This is a genomic window from Neisseria subflava (genome assembly GCF_003044935.1).
Classification (GTDB): Bacteria; Pseudomonadota; Gammaproteobacteria; order Burkholderiales; family Neisseriaceae; genus Neisseria; species Neisseria subflava_E.
In genome coordinates this window covers 41,715-63,625 of the sequence record NZ_POXP01000003.1, presented here as the reverse complement: position 1 = coordinate 63,625, position 21,911 = coordinate 41,715, and the positions used below count along the sequence as shown (strand labels likewise).

The 21,911-nt window shown below is 52.0% G+C and carries 19 protein-coding genes; 13 read left to right on the top strand and 6 right to left on the bottom strand.

Annotated elements, in window-relative coordinates; all coding sequences use genetic code 11:
- The first annotated feature begins 37 nt into the window (after positions 1–37).
- Positions 38–832 (top strand): glycosyltransferase family 8 protein, encoded by a 795-nt coding sequence (locus DBY95_RS08215; protein WP_049333613.1) that lies wholly within the window; start codon positions 38–40, stop codon positions 830–832.
- 193 nt (positions 833–1,025) lie between these two features.
- Here DBY95_RS08215 and dapD read toward each other — a convergent pair whose 3' ends face one another.
- The 3 genes from dapD to fur form a co-directional block, all read right to left on the bottom strand.
- Complete coding sequence (dapD, locus tag DBY95_RS08210) at positions 1,026–1,847, bottom strand: 2,3,4,5-tetrahydropyridine-2,6-dicarboxylate N-succinyltransferase (protein ID WP_003684212.1); 822 nt, start codon at positions 1,845–1,847, stop codon at positions 1,026–1,028.
- Positions 1,848–2,108: 261 nt separating this feature from the next.
- A complete protein-coding gene (gene aat, locus DBY95_RS08205) occupies positions 2,109–2,855 on the bottom strand; it encodes a leucyl/phenylalanyl-tRNA--protein transferase (protein WP_107724166.1) in 747 nt (248 codons plus the stop codon).
- A 77-nt stretch (positions 2,856–2,932) separates the two neighbouring features.
- On the bottom strand, positions 2,933–3,430 hold the full coding sequence (gene fur, locus DBY95_RS08200) for a ferric iron uptake transcriptional regulator (protein ID WP_003682812.1): 498 nt from the start codon (positions 3,428–3,430) through the stop codon (positions 2,933–2,935).
- Positions 3,431–3,581: 151 nt separating this feature from the next.
- On the opposite strand from fur, the gene DBY95_RS08195 reads away from it, so the two are divergent.
- The 4 genes from DBY95_RS08195 to gyrB all read left to right on the top strand — a co-directional run bounded on the left by DBY95_RS08195 (position 3,582) and on the right by gyrB (position 8,358).
- Positions 3,582–3,977: an outer membrane protein assembly factor BamE gene (locus DBY95_RS08195; protein ID WP_003682810.1), complete on the top strand. Its 396-nt coding sequence runs from the start codon at positions 3,582–3,584 to the stop codon at positions 3,975–3,977.
- A gap of 9 nt (positions 3,978–3,986) precedes the next feature.
- Entirely contained in the window at positions 3,987–4,796 is an 810-nt protein-coding gene (dapB, locus tag DBY95_RS08190; RefSeq protein WP_036492678.1) for a 4-hydroxy-tetrahydrodipicolinate reductase, read from the top strand.
- Between the two features lie 89 nt (positions 4,797–4,885).
- Positions 4,886–5,773, top strand: a complete 888-nt coding sequence (prmA, locus tag DBY95_RS08185; RefSeq protein WP_004520996.1) for a 50S ribosomal protein L11 methyltransferase — start codon at positions 4,886–4,888, stop codon at positions 5,771–5,773.
- Positions 5,774–5,967: 194 nt separating this feature from the next.
- The gene (gyrB, locus tag DBY95_RS08180) at positions 5,968–8,358 is read left to right on the top strand and encodes a DNA topoisomerase (ATP-hydrolyzing) subunit B (RefSeq protein WP_107723999.1); all 2,391 of its coding nucleotides are present in this window, start codon (positions 5,968–5,970) and stop codon (positions 8,356–8,358) included.
- Between the two features lie 210 nt (positions 8,359–8,568).
- On the opposite strand, the gene queA is transcribed toward gyrB, so the two are convergent.
- Positions 8,569–9,597, bottom strand: a complete 1,029-nt coding sequence (queA, locus tag DBY95_RS08175; protein ID WP_107723998.1) for a tRNA preQ1(34) S-adenosylmethionine ribosyltransferase-isomerase QueA — start codon at positions 9,595–9,597, stop codon at positions 8,569–8,571.
- Between the two features lie 355 nt (positions 9,598–9,952).
- On the opposite strand from queA, the gene accB reads away from it, so the two are divergent.
- The 4 genes from accB to katA all read left to right on the top strand — a co-directional run bounded on the left by accB (position 9,953) and on the right by katA (position 13,880).
- Positions 9,953–10,411 (top strand): acetyl-CoA carboxylase biotin carboxyl carrier protein, encoded by a 459-nt coding sequence (gene accB / locus DBY95_RS08170; protein ID WP_049350800.1) that lies wholly within the window; start codon positions 9,953–9,955, stop codon positions 10,409–10,411.
- Between the two features lie 71 nt (positions 10,412–10,482).
- A complete protein-coding gene (locus tag DBY95_RS08165) occupies positions 10,483–10,677 on the top strand; it encodes a YqaE/Pmp3 family membrane protein (RefSeq protein ID WP_039862547.1) in 195 nt (64 codons plus the stop codon).
- A gap of 28 nt (positions 10,678–10,705) precedes the next feature.
- A complete protein-coding gene (accC, locus tag DBY95_RS08160; protein WP_107723997.1) occupies positions 10,706–12,067 on the top strand; it encodes an acetyl-CoA carboxylase biotin carboxylase subunit in 1,362 nt (453 codons plus the stop codon).
- A 298-nt stretch (positions 12,068–12,365) separates the two neighbouring features.
- Positions 12,366–13,880, top strand: coding sequence for a catalase KatA (katA, locus tag DBY95_RS08155; RefSeq protein WP_107723996.1), 1,515 nt, complete (start codon positions 12,366–12,368; stop codon positions 13,878–13,880).
- 305 nt (positions 13,881–14,185) lie between these two features.
- Here the strand turns inward: katA and groL are convergent, their stop codons facing one another.
- Both groL and groES read right to left on the bottom strand, forming a co-directional pair.
- Positions 14,186–15,820 (bottom strand): chaperonin GroEL, encoded by a 1,635-nt coding sequence (gene groL, locus DBY95_RS08150; RefSeq protein WP_107723995.1) that lies wholly within the window; start codon positions 15,818–15,820, stop codon positions 14,186–14,188.
- Between the two features lie 98 nt (positions 15,821–15,918).
- On the bottom strand, positions 15,919–16,206 hold the full coding sequence (gene groES, locus DBY95_RS08145; protein ID WP_003744509.1) for a co-chaperone GroES: 288 nt from the start codon (positions 16,204–16,206) through the stop codon (positions 15,919–15,921).
- Between the two features lie 416 nt (positions 16,207–16,622).
- Between groES and DBY95_RS08140 the strand changes: the two genes are divergently transcribed.
- The 4 genes from DBY95_RS08140 to DBY95_RS08125 all read left to right on the top strand — a co-directional run bounded on the left by DBY95_RS08140 (position 16,623) and on the right by DBY95_RS08125 (position 21,878).
- Positions 16,623–18,638 (top strand): TonB-dependent receptor domain-containing protein, encoded by a 2,016-nt coding sequence (locus DBY95_RS08140; RefSeq protein WP_107723994.1) that lies wholly within the window; start codon positions 16,623–16,625, stop codon positions 18,636–18,638.
- A gap of 115 nt (positions 18,639–18,753) precedes the next feature.
- Entirely contained in the window at positions 18,754–19,716 is a 963-nt protein-coding gene (locus tag DBY95_RS08135) for a siderophore ABC transporter substrate-binding protein (protein ID WP_107723993.1), read from the top strand.
- 232 nt (positions 19,717–19,948) lie between these two features.
- Positions 19,949–20,917: an ABC transporter permease gene (locus tag DBY95_RS08130; RefSeq protein ID WP_063068311.1), complete on the top strand. Its 969-nt coding sequence runs from the start codon at positions 19,949–19,951 to the stop codon at positions 20,915–20,917.
- A complete protein-coding gene (locus tag DBY95_RS08125) occupies positions 20,907–21,878 on the top strand; it encodes an iron chelate uptake ABC transporter family permease subunit (RefSeq protein ID WP_107723992.1) in 972 nt (323 codons plus the stop codon). The genes DBY95_RS08130 and DBY95_RS08125 overlap by 11 nt, the downstream gene beginning before the upstream one ends.
- Positions 21,879–21,911: the final 33 nt, after the last annotated feature.

Below are 21,911 nucleotides of genomic sequence, written 5' to 3'. Positions count from 1 at the left end.
AAAATTTAAAACATTGCAAATAAAGGGAATTTAACCAATGAGCAACATTACCATCGTCCTTGCCGCCGATACCGGCTATGCCGAACAAGTCCATACCCTGATGAAGTCCATCTGTACGCACAATACAGGTGTCAATTTCTACCTTATGCACAACACCTTCAGGAAGGAATGGATCAACTATACCAACCAAAAACTCGCCGCCAGCGGCAGCCGTCTGAATGATGTCAAAATCGAAATGGACTTCAGCCAATATCGCCGCCTGTCCCATATTTCGGATGCCGCATTTTTCCGCCTGATGATGCAGCACCTGCCCGTCGACCGCGCCCTGTATCTCGACAGCGATATGGTGGTTACCCAATCCCTGCACGATTTGTTCAACCTCGATATGCGCGGATATCCCGTTGCAGCGGTACAAGATTCCGTTTTGGCGCGCACCGAATGGAAACATCCTATCGACCTACACACCACACCCTATTTCAATTCAGGCATGCTGTTGGCCGACTTGGTGCAATGGCGTGAACACAATATCGCGGAGCAACTTCTGAAAACCGCTTCCTGTCTCAACGAAGCCGTACCCTACGGCGACCAATGCTTTCTAAACACCGTATTTCAAAAAAACTGGCTGCAACTAGAAGAATCTTGGAACTTCCAGACCGGCGCAGTCGAATACTTCCAAAAACGAGACCTCGGCGAAGTATTCCCCAAACCCGACACCGTTCCGCCCGTTATCCACTACACCACACGCGCCAAACCGTGGCTGTGCGATTACGGCGAGATTCCTTTTATCGAAGTCTATTGGCAATACTATTGCGCCGACTGGCCGAAAGCGTAATTTCAGGCAAAGAACCCCTCTCCTTCGATTATCTTAAACAACCCGTCATCAAAAACAAAAGGCCGTCTGAAATCGTTTCAGACGGCCTTTAAACCATAAAAAAACAGGCAGAATATTCTGCCTGTTTTGTGTTCACACCCGACCGTAAGGCAGGCTTTGCCACCCACCCTCAGTCGGCGTCATCGTTATCCGATTAGATACCGCGCAACAATTCATTCACGCTGGTTTTCGCACGGGTTTGCGCATCCACGCGTTTGACGATAACCGCACAGTAGAGGCTGTGGCTGCCGTCTTTGGAAGGCATGCTGCCGGATACAACAACCGAACCTGCCGGTACGCGGCCTTGATAGATTTCGCCGGTAGTACGGTCAAAGATTTTGGTGGATTGACCGATGAACACGCCCATAGAAATCACGCTGCCTTCTTCGACAATCACGCCTTCAACAATTTCAGAACGCGCGCCGATGAAGCAGTTGTCTTCAATAATGGTCGGGCTGGCTTGCAGAGGCTCGAGTACGCCGCCGATGCCGACGCCGCCGCTCAAGTGCACGTTTTTACCGATTTGCGCGCAAGAGCCGACAGTTGCCCAAGTATCGACCATCGCACCTTCGTCAACGTATGCGCCGATATTGACATAAGAAGGCATCAACACGACATTTTTCGCCACAAAGCTGCCGCGGCGGGCAACCGCACCCGGAACTGCGCGGAAACCTGCGCTGCGGAATTCGTCTTCAGACCAATCGGCAAATTTAGTCGGCACTTTGTCGAAGTATTTGTTCACACCGTCGTTGAGAATTTCATTGTCCTGAATGCGGAAAGACAGCAACACGGCTTTTTTCGCCCATTCGTTGACTTTCCATTCGCCCACGCCCAAACGCTCGGCAACGCGCAGTTTGCCGGAGTCGAGTTGGCGGATGGTTTCCAAAACCGCTTCACGCACTTCGGGGGTAACAGTATTCGGATTGATTTCGGCACGGTTTTCAAAAGCCGTTTCAATGATGTTTTGCAAAGACATGTTGATTCCTTCAAGAGATCAGGGCCGTCTGAAACCTATTCAGGCACCCTATTACAAATATTTAACTCGTTATTTTGCCATGTAAAAGCGATTTCGTCAGCTATTAACATGATTAGCGCCGAGCGTTACACGGCCGGATTTCGGCTAAGCCAAGATTTTCAGACGGCCTGTTCAAGTGAATGGAATCGCATTTATTTTCCAATCGGTTTCCCAATCACAATATGCAGACTGTCGATGCTGCCGACACGCCGTGCCGATAAATCAATCTTCGCCGCCAATCTTTTGCAGAAGATTTTCAGCCACCACGCCGCATTCGATATTCCGCTTTAACGGTTTCGCGTTCAAATCCTTCAAGGCCGTCTGAAAGTCGGCAAAATCCATCAACTGCGAACCAAAACGGCGCATATGTTCCGTATCCTGCTGACAGTCTATCAGTGCAACGCCCAAATCCTCCAGAAACGGTACGGCGCAGGCAAACGCAACCTTTGACGCATCGGGACGCAAGGCAAACATCGATTCACCATAAAATACGCAGCCGATTTGCACGCCGTAAAACCCGCCTGCCAACTGCATTTCGCCTTGTTCGTCCGGCAGCCAGCATTCAAACGAATGCGCATGCCCCTGATGGTGCAGCTTCAAATAGGCCGTCTGAAACGCTGGTTCTATCCACGTTCCGTCCTGTTCCGGACGCGGCACATTGGCGCAATGGGCAATCACTTTTTCAAAACAGCGGTTGACCGTTACCCGATACGGCTTGTGACGCAAAGTTTTGGCGAGCGAACGGCCTATATGCAGGCTTTCCGGCACAATCACGGCCCGCGGCGCAACCGCATACCAGAAAAACCAACCGTCGCGGCTAAACCACGGAAAAATCCCCTGCCCATACGCCGACAACAGCCGCCCCGTATCCAAATCGCCGCTGATGCCGACCAAGCCGTCGCATTCTGCCAAAGCGTAAGACAGGTCGGGGAAACGATAATCCCGTGGCGCAAGAAAAGGAATCTTCATCGTAAAGCCCATAAAGTTTCAGACGGCCTCAGGCTGAAAATGCCCAAGGCCGTCTGAAAAATCAACATACAAACTGATTAACGTTTGGTTTTGGTTTGGCATTCGCCGCATACGCCGTACATATACAGCGCGTGGTCAACGATACGGTAACCGTTTTCTTCAGCGATTTTGTCTTGCAGCGCTTCGATTTCCGGATTGTGGAATTCGGTTACTTCGCCGCATTTCACGCAAACGATGTGGTCGTGGTGATCGCCTTTGTCCAATTCGTAAACCGCTTTGCCGGTTTCAAAGTGGTGGCGTTGCAAAATGCCGGCCTGTTCAAACTGGGTCAACACACGGTAAATCGTCGCCACGCCGATTTCCACGCCCTCTTCCAACAGGATACGGTACACATCTTCCGCACTCAAATGCTCCTCGGCATGAGTTTCAAACAAGTCCAAAATTTTCAAACGCGGACCTGTAACTTTCAAACCGCTGTCTTTCAATTGCGCAATGTTGCTGAATTTTTCCATAATATTCAATATCCCTGTAAGGTAATAACCGTTATAATACGCACTTTCCGCCCGTTTGCCCACTATTGGGCCGTTAAAGGGCGGCAATCTGCCGCCGGTCTTGCAATTGAAAATCGGCGAAAAGAAAAATTAAGAAGATGATTATCGTTTGCTTTTTAAAAATATTCAAGCGATGATAAACATCTTTCCCGAAATGACACAGAAAGGTAAGCCCGTGAATAAAGCCTTATGCCTTGCCATCGCCGCTATTTTAGGTCTGGCCTCATGCAGTGCCGAGCGCGTATCCAACTTTCCATCCTACAAACTTAAAATCATTCAAGGTAACGAGCTCAATCCCCGCGCCGTGGTTTCCCTGCGCCAAGGTATGACCCGCGACCAAGTCCAACTGCTGCTTGGTACGCCACTCTTGCGCGACGCCTTCCATGCCGACCGCTGGGATTACACTTTCAACACCAGCCGCAACGGCATCATCAAAGAACAAAGCAACCTGACCCTGTACTTTGAAAACGACGTCCTCGCACGCGCCGAAGGCGATGCCATTCAAAAATCCATCGAAGCGGTTCAGGCCGGACAAAACGTCGTTCCGACCACCGAAACCAAACCGCAATAAGGAAGCCCCATGAGCGCATTGAAAATCGCCATTGCCGGCGTCAATGGTCGCATGGGCCGCGTCTTGGTTGAAGCAGTCAACAACCATCCCGATACCGTCCTCTCCGGCGCACTCGAGCATTCCGGTTCGGAAGTATTGGGTTTGGATGCAGGCTTCGCCTCCGGCCTCAAAACCGGCGTTGCCATTTCAGACGACGTGGATGCCGTACTGGCTCAAAGCGATGTCCTCATCGACTTTACCCGCCCCGAACCAACCCTGAAACACCTGCAAAAATGCGTGGAAAAAGGCGTCAACATCATCATCGGCACCACCGGTTTCGACGACGCAGGCAAAGCCGCCATCCAAGCCGCAGGCGAAAAAATAGGCGTTGTCTTCGCCGCCAACTTCAGCGTCGGCGTCAACCTGACCTTCCACATCCTCGACACCGTCGCCCGCGTGTTAAACGAAGGCTACGACATCGAAATCATCGAAGGCCACCACCGCCACAAAGTCGATGCCCCAAGCGGCACTGCGTTGCGCATGGGTGAAGTCATTGCCGACGCCCTCGGCCGCGACCTCAAAGAATGCGCCGTTTACGGCCGCGAAGGCCATACCGGCCCGCGTGATCCGTCCACCATCGGTTTTGCCACCGTCCGCGCAGGCGACATCGTCGGCGACCACACCGCCCTCTTCGCTACCGACGGCGAGCGCGTGGAAATTACCCACAAGGCCAGCAGCCGCATGACCTTTGCCGCCGGTGCCGTACGCGCCGCAGTTTGGGCAAACGGCAAAAAAGGCCTGTACGATATGCAAGACGTACTGGGTTTGAAAAACCGATAAACCCGCATCATCAGGTTTCATACCTTACAAGGCCGTCTGAAAGCACAACGTCGATTTTCAGACGGCCTTATTAAAAAGAAAGCCCCACCATGTCCTATCAACAAATCACCATCAACGTCAACGATGCCGTCGCCGAACGCCTTGCCGACGCGCTGATGGAACACGGCGCATTGTCCGCCGCCATTGAAGATGCCTACGCCGGTACAGAAAACGAGCAGGCCATTTTCGGCGAGCCGGGCATGCCGACCGAACAAATCTGGCAACAAAGCAAAGTCATCGCCCTTTTCGGCGAAAGCGACGATGCCGCTTCCATTATCGAAGCCGCCGCGCAGGAATGCGGTTTGAACGATTTGAAATACACCGGCGAAATCCTTGAAGATCAAGACTGGGTACGCCTGACCCAAGCGCAATTCGACCCGATTCAAATTTCCGACCGCCTATGGATTACCCCGTCTTGGCACGAAGCGCCCGACGGCAACGCCGTCAACCTGCAACTCGACCCGGGTCTTGCCTTCGGCACAGGCAGCCATCCGACCACACGTCTCTGCCTCAAATGGCTGGACACGCAGCTCAAAGGCGGCGAAAGCGTATTGGACTACGGCTGCGGCTCAGGCATTTTGGCCATTGCCGCCCTCAAACTCGGTGCAGGCTCCGCCATCGGCGTAGACATTGACGAACAAGCCATCCGCGCCAGCAAAGACAATGCCGCGCAAAACAACGTCGACGCGCAGTTCTACCTGCCGGACGGCCTGCCACAAGGTCAATTTGATGTCGTTGTCGCCAACATTCTGGCCAACCCGCTGCGTATGCTCGGCGAAATGCTTGCCGCACGCACCAAACAAGGTGGCCGCATTGTCTTGTCCGGCCTTTTGGACGAACAAGTCGAAGAACTCAGCGGCATTTACAGCCAATGGTTCGACATCGAACCTGCCGAAATCGAAGAAGGCTGGGCGCGATTGAGTGGCGTCAAACGCTAAACCTGTTTTCCGATACAAAGGCCGTCTGAAATTTAATCTTTCAGACGGCCTTTTTGTACTTAAAACGCTGAATATTCCAGCAAAATCAGGTATAATTGCCTATTATTTTGACCTTTCGGAACACATCCGCTGCGCCCGTTTGACATTTCATTGCGCGCACGGAAAAATTCCTTGAAATTCAGCAAGAAAAGACCATGACTGACCAAAAACACGAAGAATACGGCGCCGACAGCATACAAGTGCTGGAAGGCTTGGAAGCGGTACGCAAACGCCCCGGTATGTATATCGGCGACACGCAGGACGGCAGCGGCCTGCACCACATGGTGTTCGAGGTGCTCGACAACGCCATTGACGAAGCGCTCGCCGGACATTGCGACAAAATCACCGTAACCATCCATGCCGACAATTCCGTCAGCGTGGCCGACAACGGCCGCGGTATGCCGACCGGCATCCATCCGAAAGAAGGCCGCTCCGCCGCCGAAGTCATCATGACCGTCTTGCACGCAGGCGGCAAATTCGACAACAACAGCTACAAAATCTCCGGCGGCTTGCACGGCGTGGGCGTATCCGTCGTCAACGCGCTATCCGACTGGGTAACGCTGACCATCTACCGCGACGGTAAAGAACACTTCGTCCGCTTCGTGCGCGGCGAAACCGAAGAGCCGTTGAAGGTCGTCGGCGATTCCGACAAAAAAGGCACAACCGTACGCTTCCTCGCCAGCAGCGAAACCTTCGGCAATGTCGAATACAGCTTCGACACCCTCGCCAAACGTATCCGCGAACTCTCCTTCCTGAATAACGGCGTAGACATCGAGCTGATCGACGAACGCGACGGTAGACACGAAAGCTTCGCCCTCTCCGGCGGCGTGGCCGGCTTCGTGCAATACATGAACCGCAAAAAAACGCCGTTGCACGAAAAAATCTTCTACGCATTCGGCGAAAAAGACGGCATGAGCGTCGAATGCGCGATGCAATGGAACGACAGCTACCAAGAAAGCGTGCAATGTTTCACCAACAACATTCCGCAACGCGACGGTGGCACCCATCTGACCGCGCTGCGCCAAGTGATGACCCGCACCATCAACAACTATATCGAAGCCAACGAAGTGGCTAAAAAAGCCAAAGTGGAAACCGCCGGCGACGATATGCGTGAAGGCCTGACCTGCGTTTTGTCCGTCAAACTGCCCGATCCGAAATTCTCATCGCAAACCAAAGACAAACTGGTTTCTAGCGAAATCGGCCCCGTTGTCAATGAAGTCATCAACCAAGCCCTGACCGACTTCCTTGAAGAAAACCCAACCGAAGCCAAAATTATCACCAGCAAAATCGTCGATGCCGCGCGCGCGCGCGAAGCCGCCCGCAAAGCCCGCGAAATTACCCGCCGCAAAGGCGTGATGGACGGTTTGGGTCTACCGGGCAAACTGGCTGACTGCCAAGAAAAAGACCCTGCCCTGTCCGAACTCTACCTCGTCGAGGGAGACTCCGCAGGCGGTTCCGCCATGCAGGGCCGCGACCGCAAATTCCAAGCGATTTTGCCGCTCAAAGGTAAAATTTTGAACGTCGAAAAAGCACGTTTTGAAAAAATGCTGGCCAGCCAAGAAGTCGCCACGCTGATTACCGCTTTGGGCGCGGGCATCGGCAAAGAAGAATTCAATGCCGAAAAACTGCGCTACCACCGCATCATCATCATGACCGATGCCGACGTGGATGGCGCGCACATCCGCACCCTGCTCCTGACCTTCTTCTACCGCCAAATGCCCGAGCTGGTCGAACGCGGCTACATCTACATTGCCCAGCCGCCTTTGTACAAAGCCAAATACGGCAAACAAGAGCGCTATCTCAAAGACGAACTGGAAAAAGACCAATGGCTGCTCGGTTTGGCCTTGGAAAAAGCCAAAATCGTTTCAGACGGCCGCACCATCGAAGGCGAAGAGCTTGCCAATACTGCCAAACAATTCCTGTTGGCCAAAACCGTCATCGAGCAAGAAAGCCGCATCATTGACGAACTCGTCCTGCATGCCATGTTGCATGCTTCGCCGGTCGATCTCAGCACGGCAGAAAGTGCAGACCGCGCAGTTGCCGAATTGAGCGGCCTCTTGGACGAAAAAGAAGTCGCGCTCGAACGCATCGAAGGCCACGAAGGACACCAGTTCATCAAAATCACACGCAAGCTGCACGGCAATGTGATGGTGAGCTACCTTGAGCCTAAGTTCCTCAACAGCAAAGCCTACCAAACCCTTACCCAAACCGCCGCCGCACTCAAAGGCATGGTCGGCAAAGGGGCGAAGCTCTACAAAGGCGACAACGAATACGACATCGACAACTTTGAAGGCGCTTTGGACATCTTGATGAGCGTTGCCCAAAAAGGCATGTCCATCCAACGATACAAAGGCTTGGGCGAGATGAACCCGGAACAACTTTGGGAAACCACGATGGATCCTACCGTCCGCCGCCTTCTGAAAGTCCGCATCGAAGACGCCATCGCCGCCGACGAAGTGTTCGTTACCCTGATGGGCGACGAAGTTGAACCGCGCCGCGCCTTCATCGAAAACAACGCCCTGCTGGCGCAAAACATCGACGCCTAAGCATGGAAAGATAAAAGGCCGTCTGAAAAACGATTTTCAGACGGCCTTTTTGTTTTGTGCTTTATTTCTTACAACTCAAATTCCAATAACTTCGCGTGTTTACTTCAATAATTTATTTTAATTCGCGTATTTTAGTAGAGCGTTCAAACTGATTCAGATTCGGGACAACCCAAATAACCTCTGTTTGAAACGCTCCAATCCGTTTCCGATTTATTCCGCTTTCCCCAAAATCATCGCATCGCCATAGCTGAAAAAGCGGTATTCCTGTTCCACCGCATGACGGTAAACGCTGCGGATATGTTCCATGCCCGAAAACGCGCTGACGAGCATTAGCAAGGTTGATTTGGGCAGGTGGAAATTGGTAATCAAGCGGTCGGCAACATTGAAGCGGTAGCCCGGCGTAATGAAAATATCGGTATCGCCGCGACCGGCTTTCAGACGGCCTGTCTCGCGTGCGGCGGATTCCAAGGCGCGCATGGAGGTTGTGCCCACAGCCCACACCTTATTGCCGCGCGCTTTGGCAGCCTCAACGGCGGCAACAGTCTCGACCGGTACGTCAAACCACTCGCTGTGCATTTTGTGTTCTTCAATTTTATCGACGCGCACGGGTTGGAATGTGCCGGCACCGACGTGCAGGGTCACTTCTGCGGTTTCTACGCCTTTGGCTTTCAGACGACCCAACAATTCATCGGTAAAGTGTAAGCCTGCCGTCGGCGCGGCCACTGCGCCTTGATACTTGGCGTACACGGTCTGATAGCGGCTGTCGTCTTCATCATCGGCCGCGCGTTCGATATAAGGCGGCAAGGGCAGATGGCCGTTTTGCTCTAAAAGTTCGTAAACGGTTTGCTCGCCTTCAAATTTCAGGCAAAACAATTCTTCCGCACGCTCCATCATGACGGCACGGATATCGCCTTCAAAAATCAATTCTGTACCCGGTTTCGGCGATTTGGACGAGCGGATGTGCGCCAATGCAGTATGCGCGTCCAATACCCGCTCAATCAGGGCTTCGATTTTGCCACCGCTGGCTTTTTGGCCGAACAGGCGTGCCTTCATCACTTTGGTATTGTTAAACACCAGCACATCGCCCGGTGCGACATAATCGGGTAAATCGCCGAAATGTTTGTCTTCAATCGGCAATGTAGGCAAGGCAACCAGAAGCCTGCTACTGCCGCGCACTTCCGGAGGATGCTGAGCAATCAGTTTTTCGGGCAATTCAAAATCAAAATCGGAAATATCCATTGTCGTGCATACTTTAAAAAAACAGGCGCCATTATACGCGCAAAGTTGGTTTTCAGACGGCATGTTTTGTCGAAAAACCAATAAATTAGAATAAACGCTCTTGAAAAAATCACTTTTTAACGAAAATCAGCGTTCCTTTCTTTTTTCGCCGAAAAACGCCTTTTTTCTATCTTTTACTGGACATTTACCGACAAGTTCGGGAAAATAACCAGATTCATTTCTCAGGCTCCGCCCTGTTCCGACATTATTTAAACGCCGGATGGCAAACCTACCTTCCGACGTCTCAGGAAATCATCTAAAACCACAGCGGCGCATACCCAATATGCACTTTATGCCGCGCTAAAAAGGAAAAGCAATGGATTTGCGTAAATTAAAAAAACTGATTGATTTGGTCGAAGAATCAGGCATTGCAGAAATTGAAGTTACCGAAGGCGAAGAAAAAGTCCGCATTACGCGCACCACTGCCGCCGCAGCTCCTATTTATGCTGCTCCGGCACCTGCCGCAGCCGCTCCGGTTGCCGCCCCTGCCGCTGCTCCGGCCGCAGCCGCTCCAGCTGCCGCCCCTGCCGCTCGCGATTTGTCCAACGCGCAGAAATCGCCTATGGTCGGTACGTTCTACCGCGCCCCCGGCCCGAACGCCGCCGCTTTCGTCGAAGTAGGTAAACAAGTAAAAGCCGGCGATACTTTGTGCATCATCGAAGCCATGAAGCTGATGAACGAAATCGAAGCCGAGAAATCCGGTGTCGTTAAAGAAATTCTGGTTGAAAACGGTACTCCGGTCGAATACGGCGAGCCGCTCTTCATCATTGAATAATCCGTTTTTTCAGACGGCCTTTATCTTTAAGGCCGTCTGAAATTCCTTTTTCTGTTCATTAAGGACAAACCATGCGTCTGATTTTGGCTATTTTCTTGCCATGGCTGCAGTTTTTCACCATCGGCCGTCCGTTTGCAGGCATCATCTGTCTGATTCTGCAATGTACGCTGGTTGGCTGGATACCGGCAGCCATGTGGTCGGTTTACGCTTTGAGCCAATACAAAACCGACCAGAAAATCCGCAACGCATTAGGCGGCCGCCAATAGGCCGTCTGAACCATCCGGAAAGATTATCATGCTGAAAAAAGTATTGATCGCCAACCGGGGCGAAATCGCCCTGCGCGTCCTGCGTGCCTGCCGTGAAATGGGCATCGCCACCGTCGCCGTCCATTCCGAAGCCGACAAAGACAGCCTGCACGTCAAACTCGCCGACGAATCCGTGTGCATCGGCCCTGCCGCATCCGCACAAAGCTACCTCAACATTCCCGCCCTCATTGCTGCCGCCGAAGTCACCGAAGCCGACGGCATCCACCCGGGCTACGGCTTCCTCGCCGAAAACGCCAATTTTGCCGAACAAGTCGAACAATCCGGCTTTGTCTTCATCGGCCCGAAAGCCGACACCATCCGTCTGATGGGCGACAAAGTATCCGCCAAACACGCCATGATCGAAGCCGGCGTGCCTTGCGTTCCCGGCTCTGAAGGCGCATTGCCGGACGATGGTGAAGAAATCCTGAAAATTGCCGATAAAGTCGGTTATCCCGTCATTATCAAAGCCTCCGGCGGCGGCGGCGGCCGCGGTATGCGCGTCGTCGAGAAAAAAGAAGACCTCCTCCAGTCTGTCGAAATGACCAAAGCCGAAGCAGGCGCGGCATTCGGCAACCCGATGGTTTACATGGAGCGCTATCTGCAGCGTCCGCGCCACGTCGAAATCCAAGTGATTGCCGACGAACACGGCAACGCCATCTACCTCGCCGAGCGCGACTGCTCCATGCAGCGCCGCCACCAAAAAGTCATTGAGGAAGCACCGGCCCCGTTCATCACTGAAGAAGAACGCGCCAAAATCGGCAAAGCCTGTGCCGACGCTTGCAAACGCATCGGCTATCGTGGCGCAGGTACGTTTGAATTCCTGTACGAAGACGGCGAATTCTTCTTTATCGAGATGAACACACGCGTTCAGGTTGAGCATCCGGTTACCGAGCTCATCACCGGCGTGGACATTGTCCAAGAGCAATTACGCATCGCATCCGGCCTGCCTTTGCAATACAAACAGGAAGACATTCAAGTCGAAGGCCACGCGTTTGAGTGCCGTATCAACGCCGAAGACCCGTACAACTTCATTCCAAGTCCGGGCCTGATTGAAAGCTGCCACCTGCCCGGCGGCTTCGGCGTCCGCGTCGACAGCCATATTTACCAAGGCTACCGCATCCCTCCTTACTACGACAGCCTGATCGGCAAAGTCTGCGTCGTCGGTAAAGACCGCGACCAAGCCATGGCAAAAATGCGCGTAGCCCTTGCCGAGCTGGCGATTACCGGCATCAAAACCAATACGCCGCTGCACCGCGACTTGTTCAGCGACCCAGGTTTCCAAAAAGGCGGCGTCAGCATCCACTACTTGGAACACTGGCTGGAAGAACGCAAAGCCAAACAGGATAAATAATCCTTTGTTTTGACTAAAAATCAGGCCGTCTGAAACGCAAAATAAAGTTTCAGACGGCCTTTTTTTACAGCCTTACCATTAATAAAAACTAATGAAATTTAATTCCTAATTGTCAATATTAATTCTAAATCGATTTCATAGTTCCAATAGCTAAAACCTTTCTGTATAGTTCGACTCATAGCTTAATACAAACGAAATTTAAATATCGATATTAAATTTTTATTATCCGTTCGGATATAAGCATCCCGTCCGGCAAACCGTCTCATCAACCTATGAAAACTTCACAAAGGAAATAACTATGTCCATCTCCAAATGCCCTGTCACCCATCTGACCATGAACAACGGCGCGCCCGTTGCCGACAATCAAAACAGCCTGACCGCCGGTCCGCGCGGCCCTCTGCTGGCGCAGGATTTGTGGCTGAATGAAAAACTCGCCGACTTCGTGCGCGAAGTCATCCCCGAACGCCGTATGCACGCCAAAGGTTCAGGCGCGTTCGGTACGTTTACCGTAACACACGACATCACAAAATACACCCGCGCCAAAATCTTCAGCGAAGTCGGCAAGCAAACCGAGATGTTCGCCCGTTTCACCACCGTGGCAGGCGAGCGCGGCGCAGCAGATGCGGAACGCGACATCCGTGGCTTTGCATTGAAGTTCTATACCGAAGAAGGCAACTGGGATATGGTCGGCAACAACACGCCCGTGTTCTTCCTGCGCGACCCGCGTAAATTCCCCGACCTAAATAAAGCCGTCAAACGCGACCCGCGTACCAATATGCGTTCTGCCACAAACAACTGGGACTTCTGGACGCTGCTGCCCGAAGCCCTGCACCAAGTCACCATCGTCATGAGCGACCGCGGCATCCCCGCCAGCTACCGCCATATGCACGGCTTTGGTTCGCATACTTACAGCTTCTGGAACGAAGCGGGCGAGCGTTTTTGGGTGAAATTCCATTTCCGCAGCCAGCAAGGGATTAAAAACCTGACTAACGAAGAAGCCGCAAAAATCATCGGAGACGACCGCGAAAGCCACCAGCGCGACTTGTACGAAGCCATCGAACGCGGCGAGTTTCCGAAATGGACGATGTACATCCAAGTTATGCCTGAGGCTGATGCGGAAAAAGTACCTTACCATCCCTTCGACCTGACCAAAGTTTGGCCGAAAAAAGACTATCCGCTGATTGAAGTGGGCGAATTCGAGTTGAACCGCAATCCCGAAAACTTCTTCGCCGATGTGGAACAATCCGCCTTCGCCCCGAGTAACCTCGTGCCCGGTATCGGCGCCAGCCCCGACAAAATGCTGCAAGCCCGTCTGTTCAATTACGCCGACGCGCAACGCTACCGCTTAGGCGTGAACTTCCGCCAAATCCCAGTCAACCGCCCGCGTTGCCCCGTCCACAGCAACCAGCGCGACGGACAAGGCCGCGCCGACGGCAACTACGGCAGCCTGCCGCACTACGAACCCAACAGCTTCGGCCAATGGCAGCAACAGCCCGACTTCGCCGAACCGCCTTTGAAAATCAACGGCGACGCGGCGCACTGGGACTACCGACAAGACGATGACGACTATTTCAGCCAACCGCGCGCCTTGTTCAATCTGATGAACAACGCGCAGAAACAGGCTTTGTTCGACAACACCGCCGCAGCCATGGGCGATGCACCAGACTTCATCAAATACCGCCACATCCGCAACTGCTACCGTTGCGATCCGGCATACGGTGAAGGCGTAGCCAAAGCCCTTGGACTGACTGTCGAAGATGCTCAAGCGGCACGAGCTAACGACCCGGCTTTAGGTCAACCTGGTTTACTGTAAGGAGGCATTATGTGGATAGAAATTGAAGAAATCTTGTCTCAAGCTGTCCGATACAGCCGTTCGGGCAAAAAGTAACGGTTTAAATCATTAAGCAGGCCGTCTGAAACATAAAATAAAGTTTCAGACGGCCTTTTTTGATGATGAAGTTTATTTGATTACTTCTAATTAAATTGAACTGGTTACCCTTATTTCTCTGCAAATCATGGCATACCCCCTCACCATCTCACGCTTCTTACTGGCAAATAAAAAACCGCACGGCTACTTGCCGTGCGGTTTTGCTTTTTATCTGAAGGTTTCAGACGGCCTTACAGCATGCCGCCCATACCACCCATGCCGCCCATATCAGGCGTAGCAGGTTTTTCTTCAGGGATTTCAGCGATCATACAGTCTGTAGTCAGCATCAGGCCGGCGATAGATGCGGCGTGTTGCAGCGCAGAACGGGTTACTTTGGCAGGGTCAAGTACGCCCATTTCGATCATGTCGCCGTATTCGCCGGAGCCTGCGTTGTAACCGTAGTTGCCTTTGCCTTCCAACACTTTGTTCACCACCACGCTAGGTTCGCCGCCTGCGTTGGCAACGATTTGGCGCAGCGGAGACTCAACGGCGCGCAATACGATTTGTACGCCTGCGTCTTGATCGGCATTGCCGGTGTGCAGGTTTTCCAGAGCGGCACGTGCGCGCAACAGGGCTACGCCGCCGCCTGCAACCACGCCTTCTTCAACGGCTGCGCGGGTAGCGTGCAGCGCGTCTTCCACGCGGTCTTTTTTCTCTTTCATTTCAACTTCGGTAGCAGCACCAACTTTAATCACTGCCACACCGCCGGCCAATTTAGCCACGCGCTCTTGCAGTTTTTCTTTGTCGTATTCGCTGGTCGCGGTTTCGATTTGTTGGCGGATTTCGGCAACACGCGCTTCGATTTGGGCTGCGTCGCCGAAGCCGTCGATGATGGTGGTGTTTTCTTTACCGATTTCGATGCGTTTGGCTTGACCCAAGTCGTCCAAAGTCGCTTTTTCCAGAGACAGGCCGACTTCTTCGGAAATTACCACACCGCCGGTCAGGATAGCGATGTCTTGCAACATGGCTTTGCGGCGGTCGCCGAAGCCAGGGGCTTTAACGGCAACGGTTTTCAGAATACCGCGGATGTTGTTCACCACCAAAGTCGCCAAGGCTTCGCCTTCTACGTCTTCAGCGATAATCAAGAGCGGACGGCTGGCTTTGGCCACTTGTTCCAAAACAGGCAACAAATCGCGAATGTTGCTGATTTTTTTGTCGAACAACAATACAAACGGATTGTCCAAAGCAGCGATTTGTTTTTCAGCGTCATTGATGAAGTAAGGGGACAGGTAACCGCGGTCGAACTGCATACCTTCAACCACGTCCAGCTCGTTTTCCAAAGATTTGCCGTCTTCAACGGTAATCACGCCCTCTTTGCCGACTTTTTCCATCGCTTCGGCGATAATCGCGCCGACTTGTTCGTCAGAGTTGGCGGAAATAGAACCGACTTGGGCGATTTCTTTAGAAGTGTCGCAAGGTTTGGCGATGTTTTTCAGCTCGTCAACCAAAGCGGCAACGGCTTTGTCGATACCGCGTTTCAGGTCGGTCGGATTCATGCCGGCGGTCACGTATTTCATGCCTTCGGCAACGATGGATTGCGCCAATACGGTTGCAGTAGTGGTACCGTCGCCGGCTACGTCGTTGGTTTTAGACGCAACTTCTTTCACCATTTGCGCGCCCATGTTTTCAAATTTGTCTTTCAATTCGATTTCTTTTGCAACAGACACACCGTCTTTAGTGATGTGCGGGCCGCCGAAAGCGCGGTCAAGTACCACGTTGCGGCCTTTAGGGCCCAGAGTTACGCGTACGGCGTTTGCCAATACATTGACGCCGTTTACCATTTTTTGGCGAACTTCATTGCCGAATTGTACGTCTTTTGCTGCCATTTAAATTCTCCAAATCAATATTAAAAATCTGTTTGAGGCCGTCTGAAAACTTCATGTTTGATTCAGACGGCCTTTGGTTCTGAAACTTAATTCAACAATTATTCAACGATACCGAAGATGTCTTCTTCGCGCATTACCAACAGCTCTTCGCCGTCGGCTTTTACAGTTTGGCCGCTGTATTTGCCGAAGATCACTTTGTCGCCGACTTTGACATCCAGCGGACGGCGCGCGCCGTCTTTACCGATTTTGCCCGCACCCACGGCGATTACTTCGCCCATGTCGGGTTTTTCAGCAGCCGCACCCGGCAAAACGATGCCGGAGGCGGTTTTTTCTTCAGCTTCTAAGCGTTTGACGACTACGCGGTCGTGTAAAGGGCGGATGGTCATGTCTTAATGCTCCGATAAATAAATAGATTGAAAACAATTGTCTGTCGGACATGACAGACACGGTTTGCTTGAAAATAGCGGCACACTTAGTAGAAAGCCTGCCGTAATGGCGGGTAGATTTGGGTTGTCTGCGACAAATTCAAGGGAAAAAGTAAAAATTTCTATGCAGTCTTTCCAAATATTTTCATACGCAAAAATGCCCGAACACATATTTTTCAGACGGCCTGATATACCAACTGCAAAGTTCGTTTAAAAACAACCCATTTCCTTTACAAATTCAATACAACTCTTTACAACCGTTTCTTTTATATGCATTATTATAAATGATGATTATTCTTAATTGCATATTTTAAAGATAATTTCTCTTTATTTGCTTTTATTTTTTATTACTGTCATTTTATTAAGGACATTTCTCAATGAATACGCCCCTGTTTCGACTAAGCCTGCTGTCACTGACACTGGCGGCCGGTTTTGCACACGCAGAAAATGAAGCCAAAGACAATGTTGTGCTTGATACCGTTACCGTCAAAGGTCAGGCCACAAGCGCCACACACCGTGTAACGACAAAACGTATGGAAGAAACGACTTCCACTGATTTAAAAGACGTATTGTTCAACGAACCCTCTATCAGTTTCGGCGGCGGCAACGGTCAGTCGCAGTGGGTAACCATCCGCGGCATGGGACAAGACCAAATAGACTATAAAGTTGATGATACTTACACCGACAGCCAGATTTTCCACCACAACGGCCGCTTTATGCTTGACCCCGCATTGGTAAAAGTCGTTGCCGTGCAAAAAGGTACGGGTTCAGCCTCTGCAGGTATTGGTGCAACCAGCGGCGCAATTGTTGCCGAAACGGTTGAAGCCAAAGATTTGCTGAGAGAGGGTCAAAACGTCGGTTTCAAAGTCAATGCCGGTATCAGCAGCAATAAAGGCTATTCACGCGGCGCAAGCGTTTATGGTCAGGCAGGTGGTTTTGACGCTTTGGTTTCAGGTAATTTCGTACGCGACAAAGAATACACAGCAGGCAAAGGCTACCGTAATCTGCTCGGAAGCGATAAGGTTTTAAACAGTGGATTGGGTTCACGCGGCTTGTTGGGCAAAATCGGCTATCGTTTTAACGAAGACAACCGCATTGAATTAAGCCACCGCCAAGAAAAACAATATGGAGAACGCGCCCTGCGCGAAGAGTTCGATTTCTCACAAGTCTTCCAAACCGACCGCCGCACGGGTCAATACGTTTTGGATGCCAACGGCAACCGCATTCCGAATACCGCCAACAACGCGCCGCGTTACCGCACGCTGACCCAAGACACCACCAACTTGGAATTCAAAGGCGGAAACTTGGGCTTTATCGACAAAATCAAAGCCAATGTTTACCGTTTGAACACCAAACGTGATGAAGTCCCCAATCCAAATTATGAATTGGACGGCGAAGTACGGACATACGGAGCCAATCTGAATCTCGACAGCCGTCTATTTGACCGCCATACCTTGAAATACGGAGTAAACTGGCGCACTCAAAAAAGCAGCTCAAAAGGAGAAAACAGCGAGAAGAAAAGCGATGCCGGCGTATATGTAGAAGGTATTTGGGATTTCTCTCCAGTTACACTGACCACAGGTTTGCGCTATGACCGTTGGAAAATGAAAACCAGCAGTAATACAGAAAATTCAGACGGCAACCTCAATCCGAGCATCGGGTTGGTTTATGACATTACTCCTGATTTCTCCATCAACACCAGTCTGAACTATGCAACCCGCAGCCCCCGCCTGTACGAAGCAGCTTTAGCAAACAACAGGCCGATTGTTTCATCGCCTGACTTGAAAGCAGAACGCTCGCGAAATGCAGAAATCGGCTTTAACTACCACTGGAATTCTGCCCTGACGCTCTCCGGCAGCTATTTCCATCAGCAAATCAAAGATGTACAGGCCATCCGTCAAGAAGGGCGAAACAACGTCTGGTATAACGGCGGCAAGCTGAAAAACACAGGTTACGAACTGAACGCAGCCTACCGCTGGAAAGGTCTGACCGCACGTGCAGGCGTAGCCTACAGCAAACCGAAGCTGAACGGCGATACCGCCGACAAAGTAACGACCGCCATCCCGATGGGACGCACATGGACAACCGGCCTGTCTTACCAATTCGACAATCCGAACCTGGAAATTGGCTGGCGCGGACGTTATGTCCAAAATGCAGGCTATGCACCGACCTCGCGCGGCTCTGACGTGGCTCTGAATGTCGTCCGTGCAGGCTACGGTGTCAACGATATCTTTGCCAACTGGAAGCCGACAGGCAAAGACGATTTGAACGTCAACTTCGCTGTCAATAATGTCTTTGATAAAAACTACAAGCCGCACAGCCAGCGCGCAGGTGCCAGCGCCCTATCTGAACCAGGCCGTGATGTCCGCTTGAGCGTAAACTACCGCTTCTAAGCAATCAGCTTGAAAAGGCCGTCTGAAAGCAAAAGTTTTCAGACGGCGTCTGGCTTTATAGTCCGATACAAGTTATCATTTCGATTTACTTTATTCCCGACCACGGAGAAACCCTATGTTACGTTTGACCGCTTTAGCCGTATGCTGCACCCTTGCTTTGGGTGCGTGTTCACCGAAAGATTCTGCTTCCAATCAGGCGCAAACTGCTTCCGCTTCTGCCGCCCAAACCGAAGGCGCAAGCCTGACGGTGAAAACCACGCGCGGTGAGGCAACAGTGCCGCAAAATCCGGAGCGTATCGCCGTTTACGATTTGGGCATGCTCGACACTTTAAACAAACTGGGTGTGAAAACCGGTTTGTCCATCGACAAAAACCGCCTGCCCTACTTGGACGAATATTTCAAAACCACGAAACCTGCCGGCACGCTGTTTGAGCCTGACTACGAAGCCTTAAACGCTTACAAACCGCAGCTTATCATCATCGGCAGCCGTGCAGCCAAAGCGTTTGATAAGTTGAACGAGATCGCGCCGACCATCGAAATGACCGCCGAAACCGCCAATCTGAAAGAAAGTTCCAAAGAGCGCATCGACGCGCTGGCGCAAATCTTCGGCAAACAGGCCGAAGCGGACAAGCTGAAAGCGGAAATCGATGCTTCGTTTGAAGCGGCGAAAACTGCTGCGCAAGGCAAAGGTAAGGGTTTGGTGGTATTGGTCAACGGCGGTAAGATGTCGGCTTTCGGCCCTTCCTCACGTTTGGGCGGTTGGTTGCATAAAGACATTGGCGTTCCCGCTGTTGATGAATCGATTAAAGAAGGCAGCCACGGCCAGCCTATCAGCTTTGAATACCTGAAAGAGAAAAACCCTGATTGGCTGTTTGTTTTGGATCGCGGCGCGGCCATCGGCGAAGAAGGCCAGGCTGCGAAAGATGTGTTGAACAATCCGCTGGTTGCCGAAACAACCGCTTGGAAAAAAGGCCAAGTCGTGTACCTCGTGCCGGAAACCTATCTGGCGGCCGGCGGCGCACAAGAATTGCTGAACGCTTCCAAACAGGTAAGCGATGCGTTTAATGCGGCCAAGTAATTCCGTGTGGGCATAGCCGCCCGCTTCTTTCAGACGGCCTGAAAGGTTTGATGATGCACAGGATCAAGCTGCTTGACCTGAAGTCATTGGATTTAGGCCGTCTGAAAATACATGGTGCAAATGGACAATTTTTGCCTGTTTGCATCTGTTTTTATGATGGGCAAACCTGCCCTTTTTTGCCAAATACCTTAACCCTTCTTTCAGACGGCCTTATTTTTTTCCGAACCATTTTATGTTTCACAAACCTTCATTTTTAAATGCGGTCAACGGCGTGGCGCTGCTGATATTGTTTGCCGTCAGCCTGTCGGTCGGCGTGGCCGAATTCAAATGGTCCGCCCTGTTTTCGCTATCCGACAGTCAACAGGTCATGTTCATCAGCCGCCTGCCGCGCACGTTTGCGATTGTGCTGACGGGTGCGTCGATGGCGGTGGCCGGTATGATTATGCAGATTTTGATGCGCAACCGTTTTGTCGAACCGTCGATGGTGGGCGCAAGCCAAAGCGCGGCTTTGGGTTTGCTGCTGATGACCCTGCTGCTTCCGGCCGCGCCGCTGCTGGCAAAAATGTCGGTTGCCGCCGTTGCCGCGCTGATCGGGATGTTGGTCTTTATGTTGCTGATCCGCCGCCTGCCGCCGACCGCACAACTGATGGTGCCTTTGGTCGGGATTATTTTCGGCGGTGTGATTGAAGCGGTGGCCACCTTTATCGCGTATGAAAACGAAATGCTGCAAATGCTCGGCGTGTGGCAACAGGGCGATTTTTCCGGCGTGCTGCTCGGGCGGTATGAATTGTTGTGGGCAACGGGGATTTTGGCTTTGTTTGCCTATTTGATTGCCGACCAGCTGACGATTTTGGGTTTGGGCGAAACGGTGAGCGTGAACTTGGGGCTGAACCGGACGGCGATTCTGTGGTCGGGGTTGATTATTGTGGCGCTGATTACGTCTTTGGTGGTTGTGACTGTCGGCAATATCCCGTTTATCGGCCTAGTCGTGCCGAACATCATCAGCCGCCTGATGGGCGACAAGCTGCGCCAGAGCCTGCCTGCGGTGGCCTTGCTGGGCGCGTCTTTGGTGTTGCTGTGCGATATTGTCGGACGCGTGATTGTGTTTCCGTTTGAAATTCCGGTCTCTACGGTTTTTGGCGTGATGGGGACGGTTTTGTTTTTGTGGCTTTTATTAAGGAAACCTGCTCATGCCGTCTGAAAAAAATATCGGTTTTATGGCAGGAAGCAGTCGTCCGTTGTGGGTCGCCTTTGCACTGTTGCTGGTTTCCTGCGTCCTGTTTATGACGCTCAACGTCAAAGGCGATTGGGACTTTGTCTTGCACCTGCGTTTGACCAAGCTTGCCGCGCTGCTGATGGTCGCCTATGCGGTCGGCGTGTCCACGCAACTCTTCCAAACGCTGACCAATAATCCGATTCTGACCCCTTCGATTTTGGGTTTCGATTCGCTGTATGTGTTTTTACAGACCTTGCTGGTGTTTACGCTCGGCGGCGTGGGCTATGCTTCCCTGCCGTTGACAGGCAAATTCGGCTTTGAACTGGTCGTCATGATGGGCGGCTCGCTGCTGCTGTTCTATACGCTCATCAAACAGGGCGGACGCGATTTGTCGCGCATGATTTTAATCGGCGTGATTTTCGGGATTTTGTTCCGCAGCCTGTCATCGCTGCTTTCGCGCATGATTGACCCCGAAGAATTTACCGCCGCGCAGGCGAATATGTTTGCCACCTTCAATACCGTCCACTCGGAATTGTTGGGTATCGGCGCAATCGTGTTGCTCATCAGCGCCGTCGTGATCTGGCGAGAACGCCACCGCCTCGATGTTTACCTGCTAGGCCGCAATCAAGCCATCAATTTGGGCATCAACTACACGCGCAATACCTTATGGTTGTTGCTCTGGATCGCCGCGCTGGTTGCGACTGCGACCGCCGTTGTCGGCCCGGTAAGCTTTTTCGGCCTGCTGGTTGCCGCGCTGGCCAACCATTTTTCTCCGTCGGTCAAACATTCCGTCCGCCTGCCCATGACTTTTTGTGTCGGCGGCATCCTATTGGTCGGCGGGCAAACCATCTTCGAACACTTCCTCGGCATGCAGGCCGTATTGAGCGTGGTCGTCGAATTTGCAGGTGGATTGGTATTTTTATATTTGGTGTTGAAAAAGAAATAAATTAAACGTGCCCATACGCTCGCAAAAATAAAT

Coding starts and splice junctions, on each gene's coding strand:
- DBY95_RS08215 (WP_049333613.1), top strand. CDS start 38: ATGAGCAACATTACCATCGTCCTTGCCGCCGATACCGGCTATGCCGAA.
- dapD (WP_003684212.1), bottom strand. CDS start 1,847: ATGTCTTTGCAAAACATCATTGAAACGGCTTTTGAAAACCGTGCCGAA.
- aat (WP_107724166.1), bottom strand. CDS start 2,855: ATGAAGATTCCTTTTCTTGCGCCACGGGATTATCGTTTCCCCGACCTG.
- dapB (WP_036492678.1), top strand. CDS start 3,987: ATGAGCGCATTGAAAATCGCCATTGCCGGCGTCAATGGTCGCATGGGC.
- prmA (WP_004520996.1), top strand. CDS start 4,886: ATGTCCTATCAACAAATCACCATCAACGTCAACGATGCCGTCGCCGAA.
- gyrB (WP_107723999.1), top strand. CDS start 5,968: ATGACTGACCAAAAACACGAAGAATACGGCGCCGACAGCATACAAGTG.
- queA (WP_107723998.1), bottom strand. CDS start 9,597: ATGGATATTTCCGATTTTGATTTTGAATTGCCCGAAAAACTGATTGCT.
- accB (WP_049350800.1), top strand. CDS start 9,953: ATGGATTTGCGTAAATTAAAAAAACTGATTGATTTGGTCGAAGAATCA.
- DBY95_RS08165 (WP_039862547.1), top strand. CDS start 10,483: ATGCGTCTGATTTTGGCTATTTTCTTGCCATGGCTGCAGTTTTTCACC.
- accC (WP_107723997.1), top strand. CDS start 10,706: ATGCTGAAAAAAGTATTGATCGCCAACCGGGGCGAAATCGCCCTGCGC.
- katA (WP_107723996.1), top strand. CDS start 12,366: ATGTCCATCTCCAAATGCCCTGTCACCCATCTGACCATGAACAACGGC.
- groL (WP_107723995.1), bottom strand. CDS start 15,820: ATGGCAGCAAAAGACGTACAATTCGGCAATGAAGTTCGCCAAAAAATG.
- groES (WP_003744509.1), bottom strand. CDS start 16,206: ATGACCATCCGCCCTTTACACGACCGCGTAGTCGTCAAACGCTTAGAA.
- DBY95_RS08140 (WP_107723994.1), top strand. CDS start 16,623: ATGAATACGCCCCTGTTTCGACTAAGCCTGCTGTCACTGACACTGGCG.
- DBY95_RS08135 (WP_107723993.1), top strand. CDS start 18,754: ATGTTACGTTTGACCGCTTTAGCCGTATGCTGCACCCTTGCTTTGGGT.
- DBY95_RS08130 (WP_063068311.1), top strand. CDS start 19,949: ATGTTTCACAAACCTTCATTTTTAAATGCGGTCAACGGCGTGGCGCTG.
- DBY95_RS08125 (WP_107723992.1), top strand. CDS start 20,907: ATGCCGTCTGAAAAAAATATCGGTTTTATGGCAGGAAGCAGTCGTCCG.